We start from the raw sequence: 10,016 nt of genomic DNA, 5'->3' as shown, positions 1-10,016 counted from the left end.
TGTAATGGAAACCCAAGTAGCACCGGGCCCGTGAAATCTGGTGTGAATCTGTCGGGACCACCCGATAAGCCTGAATACTCCCTGGTGACCGATAGCGGACTAGTACCGTGAGGGAAAGGTGAAAAGTACCCCGGGAGGGGAGTGAAATAGTACCTGAAACCGTGCGCTTACAATCCGTCAGAGCCTTCGAGCAGTTTACTGCTGGGGGTGATGGCGTGCCTTTTGAAGAATGAGCCTGCGAGTTAGTGGCATGTCGCGAGGTTAACCCGTGTGGGGTAGCCGTAGCGAAAGCGAGTCCGAATAGGGCGATCGTAGTGGCATGCTCTAGACCCGAAGCGGAGTGATCTACCCATGGCCAGGTTGAAGCGACGGTAAGACGTCGTGGAGGACCGAACCCACTTAGGTTGAAAACTGAGGGGATGAGTTGTGGGTAGGGGTGAAAGGCCAATCAAACTCCGTGATAGCTGGTTCTCCCCGAAATGCATTTAGGTGCAGCGTCGCGTGTTTCTCACCGGAGGTAGAGCTACTGGATGGTCTAGGGGGCCCACAAGCTTACCGAAATCAGCCAAACTCCGAATGCCGGTGAGTGAGAGCGCGGCAGTGAGACTGCGGGCGATAAGGTTCGTAGTCGAGAGGGAAACAGCCCAGATCGCCAGCTAAGGTCCCTAAGCGTGTACTAAGTGGAAAAGGATGTGGGGTCGCGAAGACAACCAGGAGGTTGGCTTAGAAGCAGCCACCCTTGAAAGAGTGCGTAATAGCTCACTGGTCAAGTGATCCTGCGCCGACAATGTAGCGGGGCTCAAGTACACCACCGAAGCTGCGGCATTCACGCAATAGCCCCCCTTCACTCTGCGGAGTGTTGGGCAGGTGTGTGGATGGGTAGGGGAGCGTCGTGTGGCCATGGAAGCGGCAGGGTGACCTAGCCGTGGAGGCCACACGAGTGAGAATGCAGGCATGAGTAGCGAAAGACGAGTGAGAAACTCGTCCGCCGAATGACCAAGGGTTCCTGGGCCAGGTTAATCCGCCCAGGGTGAGTCGGGACCTAAGACGAGGCCGACAGGCGTAGCCGATGGACAACGGGTTGATATTCCCGTACCCGTGTGAACGCGCCCATGGTGAATCAGTGATACTAACCATCCTGAAGCCACGAGAAGACCTTCGGGTCTCGAGTTGGTGGATGCATGGGACCTGATCTGGTAGTAGCCAAGCGATGGGGTGACGCAGGAAGGTAGCTGAGCCAGTCAGTGGTAATACTGGTGTAAGCGTGTAGGGCGTGACCTAGGCAAATCCGGGTCGCACATAGCCTGAGACGTGATGCGTAGCCGATTGAGGCGAATTCAGTGATCCTATGCTGCCGAGAAAAGCCTCTAGCGAGCTTTCACACGGCCCGTACCCCAAACCGACACAGGTGGTCAGGTAGAGAATACTAAGGCGATCGAGATAACTATGGTTAAGGAACTCGGCAAAATGCCCCCGTAACTTCGGGAGAAGGGGGGCCCTGTCTGGTGACGACATTTACTGTCTGAGCTGGGTGGGGCCGCAGAGACCAGTGAGAAGCGACTGTTTACTAAAAACACAGGTCCGTGCGAAGTCGTAAGACGATGTATACGGACTGACGCCTGCCCGGTGCTGGAAGGTTAAGAGGACCGGTTAGTTCCTTTTAGGAGCGAAGCTGAGAATTTAAGCCCCAGTAAACGGCGGTGGTAACTATAACCATCCTAAGGTAGCGAAATTCCTTGTCGGGTAAGTTCCGACCTGCACGAATGGCGTAACGACTTCTCAGCTGTCTCAACCGTAGACTCGGCGAAATTGCATTACGAGTAAAGATGCTCGTTACGCGCGGCAGGACGAAAAGACCCCGGGACCTTCACTACAGCTTGGTATTGGTGTTCGGTTCGGTTTGTGTAGGATAGGTGGGAGACTGTGAAACGGTGACGCCAGTTATCGTGGAGTCGTTGTTGAAATACCACTCTGATCGAATTGGACCTCTAACCTCGGACCATGATCTGGTTCAGGGACAGTGCCTGGTGGGTAGTTTAACTGGGGCGGTTGCCTCCCAAAATGTAACGGAGGCGCCCAAAGGTTCCCTCAGCCTGGTTGGCAATCAGGTGTCGAGTGCAAGTGCACAAGGGAGCTTGACTGTGAGACTGACAGGTCGAGCAGGGACGAAAGTCGGGACTAGTGATCCGGCACCGGCAAGTGGAAGCGGTGTCGCTCAACGGATAAAAGGTACCCCGGGGATAACAGGCTGATCTTCCCCAAGAGTCCATATCGACGGGATGGTTTGGCACCTCGATGTCGGCTCGTCGCATCCTGGGGCTGGAGTAGGTCCCAAGGGTTGGGCTGTTCGCCCATTAAAGCGGCACGCGAGCTGGGTTTAGAACGTCGTGAGACAGTTCGGTCTCTATCCGCCGCGCGCGTTAGAAACTTGAGGAAGGCTGTCCCTAGTACGAGAGGACCGGGACGGACGAACCTCTGGTGTGCCAGTTGTTCCGCCAGGAGCACCGCTGGTTAGCTACGTTCGGAAGGGATAACCGCTGAAAGCATCTAAGCGGGAAGCCTGTTCCAAGATGAGGTTTCTCACCCCCTCGAGGGGGTAAGGCCCCCGGCAGACCACCGGGTTGATAGGCCAGAACTGGAAGTGCAGTAATGCATGCAGGTGACTGGTACTAATAGGCCGAGGACTTACCACAAAGAAGCTACGCGTCCACTGTGCGGTATCTGAAACAACACACAGATACTGATGAGAAACCCTGTTTTCTCCATCCCCCAACACCAGAAACTGGTGTTGACGGGTGGTGAAACCAGGTGATCAGAAGAAGGTTACTGTGACAGTTTCATAGAGTTACGGCGGTCATAGCGAAGGGGAAACGCCCGGTCCCATTCCGAACCCGGAAGCTAAGCCCTTCAGCGCCGATGGTACTGCACTCGACAGGGTGTGGGAGAGTAGGACACCGCCGAACACACATTAGAGAAGCCCCCCAACCAGTACTGGTTGGGGGGCTTTCTCGTACCCAAAACACCCCCGACTTCGAGCGAACAGCACTTTCGTCGCCTCAGATCGACCCAACGTACCGTTCACACCATCAAGGGCGGGCACGCCGCCGACTCACCACCCCGTCCGGGATCGAGTGAACGACACGCTCACCCTCTTAGGCGAGGGGAACGGTACGTTCACACCATTAGGGGCGGAACACGACTGAGGACGACAGGCGCTTTGCCCGGATCAGTCGATGCCGTCGGCGGTGGCAGTCGCATACTTCGGCCGGCCAGCCGGCAGATACCTCTGAATCGTCACGCCCTTTGATGTGGCTCGCGATTCGGCCAGCTCGAGTGCGATGTCCGGTCCGGTGTCGGGAAACAGTCGCGTGCCCTGGCCTACCACCACCGGAACGATCAGCAGGATCATCTCGTCGACAAGATCGTTCGCGAAAAGCCAGCGGCACAGGTTGCCACTGCCGTGCACCTGAAGCTCACCGCCGGGTCTGGCTGTCAGTTCGCCGAGAGCGATGGCGGTGTCACCTGAAAGGGCTGTCGTGTTCTTCCATTGCGGATCGGTGAGCGTCGTCGACGCAAGGTACTTGGGCCGCGAATTCAGTGCGCTTGCAATGGGGTTGACGTCGGGATTCTCGAACGCGCCCCAATAGCCGGCGAAGATCTCGTACGTGTGTCGCCCGAACAGGAACGCGTCAGCGCGCTGGTAGACCTGGACGAGATAATCCATGGCTTCGGTGTCCACCAATGGCGCGGACCAGCCGCCCCGCTCGAATCCACCTCGCCGATCTTCGTCCGGCCCACCGAGTCCTTGCATCACCCCGTCGAGAGTGACGATGGTAAAGGTCGTCAGTTTCATAGTCGTACCCATCTCCCAGGTGTCGTCGGATCTCCGCTGTGCCGATATAGACCGTCGAGAAGCGGGAAAGTCATCGAGCGAACGTGGCGTTGATCGCCTTGGATCGACCGAACGTGCCGTTCGCTCAGGGGGGAGGTGGGGTCAGGGCTGCACGGGCACGGAGTCTGACGGGCTGGTCTCGGACTCCAGAGCGTCGCACGGAATCGCGAGCTCGGTCTGTTCGAGCCGGCCGCGAAGGGTGATGTTCTCGGTGATCGACCACTGTGCAGCCTCGGCGCTGTCAGCGGCAGCCACAGCCCGTCCGGATGCGGCGACGTTACCCGGAACCGTCTTGGCAACTTCGGACAGTCGCGCCGCTTCGTTGACGGGATCACCGATGACGGTGTACTCGAATCTTTCTCGCGCACCGACGTTCCCGGCTACGGCAACACCTGCGGCGACGCCGATTCCCGCGCTCACTTCCGGAACCTCGGCACGCAGGCGCTGCTGAATCTTGCGGGCAGCGGCGAGTGCGCTGCCGGCGTGATCGTCGAGTGTCGTCGGCGCTCCGAAGATCGCCAGCGCTGCGTCGCCCTCGAACTTGTTGACGAATCCGCCGTGTGCGTCGACCTCGTCGACTATGACGTCGAAGAAACGGTTGAGTAGAGCGACCACCGCCGTAGGGGAGTTGGTGGCCGCGATGGTGGTCGATCCGATGACGTCGACGAAGAGTACGGCAACGTCACGTTCTTCACCGCCGAGTTCCGGGTTTCGGCGAACCGCGTTTGCGGCAACCTCGTGTCCGACGTGGCGCCCGAAGAGGTCGCGTATTCGCTCTCGCTCGCGCAGACCCTCAGCCATGCGATTGAAGCCGGCCTGCAGTAGTCCCAGTTCCGTTCCGTCGTACACGACGACGGACGCGGTGAGGTCGCCACGGGTGACTTGTTCCATTCCTCGTCGCACGGACCGAATGGGGGCCGCGGCGGACCGAATGTTGATGTATGTCAGCCCGAGTCCGACGCACAGAGTGATCCCGCCGATGACGAGGATCGCGGTCGCGAGGGCTTGCCACGAAGCAGGCCGGATGAAGCTGAAGACCGCTACGAGCATCAGGCCGGTGACGGGAACTCCGCTTCCGAGCAGCCAGACGAGGATTGTCCGGCCGGTCAGTCCGAGAACGGCAGCCTTGCGGGGTGCTCCGGATTCGAGTGCACGCGCGGCAATCGGGCGGAGTGCGAACTCGCTGAGCAGGTAGCAGAAAGCGCACGTGGTGATACCGCTGAAAGCTACGGTGAACAGAACTTTCGGAATGGTGTCGGGGTCGACGATTCCGTACATGGTCGTGAAGGTGATGAGCGCGGCCGTCCACAGGACGGCTTGCACTCGGGTCAGTCGCCACGGCCCGCGCAGCGCCGCGCGTTGATTCTGCTCTGTCGGTGGGTGATCCTCGGTGGCCCATCGAAGATCCCGCATCAGCCGTTTGGTGCCCCACAGCAGTCCGATGAGAAAGACACACCCGATGAAGACGGGCACGGCAATGAAGTTGATCCATGCGAATTCGGGGTGGATGATCGCGGGTCCGGGAACCACGAATCCGATGAGCACGATCGCCAGTACCGCTCCGATCAGGTTTGTGACCAGGAGGGGCGCGGTGAGTAGTGCCTGGACGCGGATTCGGCGGCGCCTGGGGCTTTCGTCGGTGGATCCGAGCAGCCACGACCCCAGGGGCGCACTCGGGACACGGCTTCGCTGCATAGTGTGTCGAGAGTAGTCGTAATGATCGCTTAGGGTGGTCCGGTGCGCCTAGTTATTGCTCGTTGCCGTGTCGACTATGTGGGACGCCTGACCTCCCACCTCCCTACCGCAAGACGACTGCTGTTGGTCAAAGCCGACGGCTCGGTCAGTATCCATGCCGACGATCGGGCGTACAAGCCGCTCAACTGGATGAGTCCGCCGTGCTGGTTGGTCGAGACCACCGGGGACGGCGACGACATCCTGTGGGTCGTCACCAACAAGGCGGGCGAGGAACTGCGGATCACTCTCGAAGAGGTCGAGCACGATTCGTCGTATGAACTCGGTCTCGATCCGGGATTGATCAAGGACGGTGTCGAGGCACACCTTCAAGAACTTCTGGCGGAGCATGTCGAGACACTCGGCCCCGGCTACACGTTGGTGCGGCGTGAGTACATGACGGCCATCGGGCCGGTCGATCTTCTGGTCCGAGACGCGGACGGTGCATCGGTGGCGGTGGAGATCAAGCGTCGCGGTGAGATCGACGGCGTCGAGCAGTTGACGCGCTACCTCGAATTGCTCAACCGCGATCCGCTGCTCGCGCCGGTCACGGGAGTTTTTGCAGCGCAACAGATCAAGCCGCAGGCAAAGACTTTGGCCAACGACCGTGGGATCCGTTGCCTGGTCCTTGACTACGAGGCCTTGCGGGGCACCGAAAGCACCGAGTTCCGCCTCTTCTGACGCTGTTTAGACTCGAACCATGCCGCGCCGCAAACCTTCGCCGAAGCAAACCCGTCGAACGGATACTCGGCGTGCTCGGGATTCGAGCGCGGAGTCGGCGTCACCAAGCGGCGTGTTGTTCGGCGGAGCGCTGGTCCGGGAGGAACCCGGGCCGGGCGGTGAAATGTACATGGTCAGGCCGATACCCGGCTCCAACGCGACGAAGTTCTATCGATGCCCCGGTTGTGATCACGACATCAGACCCGGCGTCGCTCACGTGGTGACGTGGCCTTCGGAACCGGGCGGCGCGAACGAGCGTCGACACTGGCACACCGGATGCTGGTCAGGCCGCGGTACGCGCAGCCTGACCAGACGGTGGTCCTGAGCGTCGATCAGTTCCTGGACTGGGCTCGCTGCTCGACGGCGCGGGTGTCGATCTCGGCGGTGTTCGTCTCGTCCGAGTCCTCGAGAACGTCGTCTTCGTCGATACTCGGTTCTGATTTGACCTTATCTGAGTCGACCGGATCTGCGTCGGCCTTCTTGTCTTCGATCTCGAGATCTTCCTCGGCTTCGACGATGACCGGAGCGGGCGGTGCATCGAGGAGTTCGCTCTCCCGGTTGACCGATGCGAGCATAGCCGGAACCGAATCGAGTTGTCCGCGAATACCCAAGAGCTGAGCCAGGATTCGGCCTCGGAGAACGCGCAGTTCTTCGGTGAGTTCCTTCGCGTGAGCGATCTTGCGCTCTGACTGATCAGTGGCGGCCTGCAGCCTGCGCTGGGCCTCGTGCGACGCATCGGCGAGTCGACGCTCGGCCTCTGCTTTGCTCGACGACTCCAGCTCGTTGACGGCGGCGACGACCTTGGCGCGGCGCTCCGACATCGAGATGTCGAAGTCTTCGCGGATCTGAGTGCGCTTGGCCTCGGACTCGGCAGCCAGTCGATCCCGCTCGGCCTGCGCGGCTTCGACGATCCGGGCGGCTTCGGTACGGGCCTGCGCCATGGTCTGCTCGTGCATGGTTTCCATCGCGTTGCGACGGTCCTCGAGTTCGGCGATCAGCGACTCGTAGTGCCCACGAAGGCGGGCGCCGTCCTGTTCGGCGATGGAGGTCATCTCGGCTGCGTCGGCCTCGGCCTTCGCGCGCACCTCCGAGGCCTCGTCGGAGGCAAGGCGCAGCATGCGGCTGATGCGATCGCTCATGCCCTCCGCAGTGGTGGGCGGTACCGAGAGGCGGTCGACGTCCTTGCGGAGGTCGTCGATGTCGTCGCGTGCATCGTCGAGCTGCTTGGCGAGGTCACGGGCCTGCGCAGCGGCAGCATCACGATCAGCCGCGGTAACTCGCAGCTCCGCGTCGAATCGCTCGAAGTAGTTGCGTACCTCGTCGCGGTCGTATCCCTTCCGTGCGATCTGGAACGGAAGTTGGATCGAACCGCGGTCCTGCTCGTATGCCATGGCGACAATCTACCTGGCATACGAGCTGGAGTCGGGTCTGCTAGTGGCTCGCGTCGGGTTCGACCAGTTCCACCAGGACGCCGCCGGCGTCCTTCGGGTGAATGAAGTTGATGCGCGAGTTGGCCGTACCGCGTCGGGGAGCGTCGTACAGCAACCGAACCCCGCGGTCGCGAAGTTCGGCGGAGATGGCGTCGATGTCGGTGACCCGGTAGGCGAGCTGCTGGAGGCCGGGGCCGCTTCGGTCGATGAACTTGGCGATGGTCGAGTTCTCGTCCAGAGGCGCGAGCAGCTGAACGGCAGTGGATCCGGCGGGGGAGCCGACGACGGAGAGCATGGCCTCACGCACGCCCTGCGATTCGTTGATTTCCTCGTGGGTCGACACCATGCCCAGGTGCTGCGTGTACCACTCGATTGCCACGTCGAGATCGGGCACCGCGATTCCGACGTGATCGATCGCGACGACGAGGTCGGACGACAAAGGTGCGAGTGCAGAACTGGGGGAGGTCTGTGTCATACCTTTCACGGTAGCGCTACCGTTTGAGGAGTACACGTCGGGATGTGACTTGGCTCTTAGGCCGCACGGAACCGACGACTATCTCTCTTTTGCAGCCGGAGGAAATCGTGACCAGTTCTGTGATTGTTGCGGGAGCTCGTACCCCGATGGGTCGACTCCTCGGATCGTTGAAAGACCTCTCCGGGTCCGACCTCGGCGGCATCGCCATCAAAGGCGCCCTCGACAAGTCCGGAGTCGCACCCGAACAGGTCGACTACGTCATCATGGGACAGGTCCTCACCGCCGGCGCCGGCCAGATGCCCGCCCGCCAAGCCGCCGTCGCCGCCGGCATCCCCATGAACGTCCCCGCCCTGAGCATCAACAAAGTGTGCCTCTCCGGCATCGACGCCATCGCCCTCGCCGACCAACTCATCCGCGCCGGCGAATTCGACATCGTCGTCGCCGGCGGGCAGGAATCGATGTCCCGCGCACCCCACATGCTCGAAAAAAGCCGCGAAGGCTTCAAATACGGCGACGTCACCCTCCGCGACCACATGGCCTACGACGGCCTCCACGACATCTTCACCGACCAGGCCATGGGCCTGCTCACCGAACAAGTCAACCAACAAGAAACCGCCCACATCACCCGCGCCGAGCAGGACGCCTTCGCCGCCGCCTCACACCAGAACGCGGCCCGCGCCTGGAAAGACGGCCTCTTCGACAACGAAGTCGTCCCCGTCTCCATCCCCCAACGCAAGGGCGAGCCCATCGTCTTCGCCCAGGACGAAGGCATCCGCGCCGACACCACCACCGAATCCCTCGGCAAACTGCGTCCCGCGTTCAGCAAGGACGGCACCATCACCGCCGGCTCCGCCTCCCCGATCTCCGACGGCGCCGCCGCCGTGATCGTGATGAGCAAAACCAAAGCCGAAGAACTCGGCCTGACCTGGATCGCGGAAATCGGCGCCCACGGCGTCGTCGCCGGACCCGACTCCACCCTCCAGTCCCAACCCGCCCGGGCCATCGCCAAAGCCTGCGCGAAGGAAGGCATCGACCCCACCGACCTCGACCTCGTCGAAATCAACGAAGCATTCGCCGCCGTCGGGATCGCCTCCACCCGCGAACTCGGCCTCGACCCCGCCAAGGTCAACGTCAACGGCGGCGCCATCGCCGTCGGCCACCCCCTCGGCATGTCCGGCGCCCGCATCGCCCTGCACCTCGCCCTCGAACTGCAACGCCGCGGCGGCGGCATCGGCGCAGCCGCACTCTGCGGCGGCGGCGGACAAGGCGACGCACTCATCGTCCGCGTCCCCAAGGCGTGAGTGTCTAAATACACCTGAACGAGCGCTCTCGCTCTGCGACGCCCCGTGGTTTTGCTCACACAACTACGGGGCGTCGTAGTTGTTCGGGCACAATGGCCTCATGGCGAACATCTTTGACGTATCCACTCCCGCGAAACGCTTCCGTCTGGTGGCGTGGTGGGAAGCTGTGACCTGGGCGGCCTTGCTGGTTGCCATGTTCTTCAAGTGGGTCCTCGGACACGAAGAAGCGATTCGCATCCCCGGAATGGTCCACGGAACCGCCGGCTTCCTGGTGTTCATCGTTGTTGCACTCCTGACCGCGTGGTCGCTCAAGTGGGACGTCAAGACCACGATCCTTGCGCTGATCTCGAGCGTTCCGCCCTTCGGCACCGTCATCTTCGAACGCTGGGCAGTGCGAAACGGCAAGCTCGGTGAGCTGTCCACGGAGTTCGAGGCGTCCAAGGGCAACGCGGCGCTCGTCTGAGTGC

Annotated in this window: 8 protein-coding genes and 2 rRNA genes (1 of these 10 running past the window's edge); 6 read left to right on the top strand and 4 right to left on the bottom strand. The window is 61.4% G+C overall.

Annotated features, from left to right (window positions below; all coding sequences use genetic code 11):
* A 23S ribosomal RNA gene (locus A0W34_RS18725) occupies positions 1 to 2,693 on the top strand (it extends 443 nt beyond the left edge of the window).
* Between the two features lie 153 nt (positions 2,694 to 2,846).
* Positions 2,847 to 2,963 (top strand): 5S ribosomal RNA (gene rrf / locus A0W34_RS18720).
* A 263-nt stretch (positions 2,964 to 3,226) separates the two neighbouring features.
* Here the strand turns inward: rrf and A0W34_RS18715 are convergent.
* Together A0W34_RS18715 and A0W34_RS18710 are read right to left on the bottom strand one after the other, a co-directional pair.
* Positions 3,227 to 3,853, bottom strand: a complete 627-nt coding sequence (locus A0W34_RS18715) for a dihydrofolate reductase family protein (RefSeq protein WP_081558074.1) — start codon at positions 3,851 to 3,853, stop codon at positions 3,227 to 3,229.
* Positions 3,854 to 3,994: 141 nt separating this feature from the next.
* On the bottom strand, positions 3,995 to 5,587 hold the full coding sequence (locus tag A0W34_RS18710; protein WP_042452409.1) for an adenylate/guanylate cyclase domain-containing protein: 1,593 nt from the start codon (positions 5,585 to 5,587) through the stop codon (positions 3,995 to 3,997).
* Between the two features lie 42 nt (positions 5,588 to 5,629).
* On the opposite strand from A0W34_RS18710, the gene nucS reads away from it, so the two are divergent.
* Together nucS and A0W34_RS18700 are read left to right on the top strand one after the other, a co-directional pair.
* The gene (gene nucS, locus A0W34_RS18705; RefSeq protein ID WP_007733244.1) at positions 5,630 to 6,304 is read left to right on the top strand and encodes an endonuclease NucS; all 675 of its coding nucleotides are present in this window, start codon (positions 5,630 to 5,632) and stop codon (positions 6,302 to 6,304) included.
* Between the two features lie 19 nt (positions 6,305 to 6,323).
* Positions 6,324 to 6,668, top strand: coding sequence for a hypothetical protein (locus A0W34_RS18700; protein WP_054828484.1), 345 nt, complete (start codon positions 6,324 to 6,326; stop codon positions 6,666 to 6,668).
* A gap of 7 nt (positions 6,669 to 6,675) precedes the next feature.
* Here the strand turns inward: A0W34_RS18700 and A0W34_RS18695 are convergent, their stop codons facing one another.
* A complete protein-coding gene (locus A0W34_RS18695; protein WP_042452411.1) occupies positions 6,676 to 7,734 on the bottom strand; it encodes a hypothetical protein in 1,059 nt (352 codons plus the stop codon).
* A gap of 40 nt (positions 7,735 to 7,774) precedes the next feature.
* Positions 7,775 to 8,248 (bottom strand): methylmalonyl-CoA epimerase, encoded by a 474-nt coding sequence (gene mce / locus A0W34_RS18690; protein ID WP_007733251.1) that lies wholly within the window; start codon positions 8,246 to 8,248, stop codon positions 7,775 to 7,777.
* 107 nt (positions 8,249 to 8,355) lie between these two features.
* On the opposite strand from mce, the gene A0W34_RS18685 reads away from it, so the two are divergent.
* Entirely contained in the window at positions 8,356 to 9,549 is a 1,194-nt protein-coding gene (locus A0W34_RS18685; RefSeq protein ID WP_064689275.1) for an acetyl-CoA C-acetyltransferase, read from the top strand.
* A gap of 100 nt (positions 9,550 to 9,649) precedes the next feature.
* Positions 9,650 to 10,012: a DUF3817 domain-containing protein gene (locus A0W34_RS18680; RefSeq protein WP_003945330.1), complete on the top strand. Its 363-nt coding sequence runs from the start codon at positions 9,650 to 9,652 to the stop codon at positions 10,010 to 10,012.
* Positions 10,013 to 10,016: the final 4 nt, after the last annotated feature.

It is taken from the genome of Rhodococcus sp. BH4, from assembly GCF_002079265.1.
GTDB classification, from domain to species: domain Bacteria; phylum Actinomycetota; class Actinomycetes; order Mycobacteriales; family Mycobacteriaceae; genus Rhodococcus_F; species Rhodococcus_F qingshengii.
Note: the sequence above shows the minus strand (reverse complement) of the source record. Positions and strands in the feature narration are given on the sequence as shown.

Bases quoted from the DNA above. Each gene is read 5' to 3' on its own strand.
- A0W34_RS18715 (WP_081558074.1), bottom strand. From the start codon at position 3,853: ATGAAACTGACGACCTTTACCATCGTCACTCTCGACGGGGTGATGCAA.
- A0W34_RS18710 (WP_042452409.1), bottom strand. From the start codon at position 5,587: ATGCAGCGAAGCCGTGTCCCGAGTGCGCCCCTGGGGTCGTGGCTGCTC.
- A0W34_RS18700 (WP_054828484.1), top strand. From the start codon at position 6,324: ATGCCGCGCCGCAAACCTTCGCCGAAGCAAACCCGTCGAACGGATACT.
- A0W34_RS18695 (WP_042452411.1), bottom strand. From the start codon at position 7,734: ATGGCATACGAGCAGGACCGCGGTTCGATCCAACTTCCGTTCCAGATC.
- mce (WP_007733251.1), bottom strand. From the start codon at position 8,248: ATGACACAGACCTCCCCCAGTTCTGCACTCGCACCTTTGTCGTCCGAC.
- A0W34_RS18680 (WP_003945330.1), top strand. From the start codon at position 9,650: ATGGCGAACATCTTTGACGTATCCACTCCCGCGAAACGCTTCCGTCTG.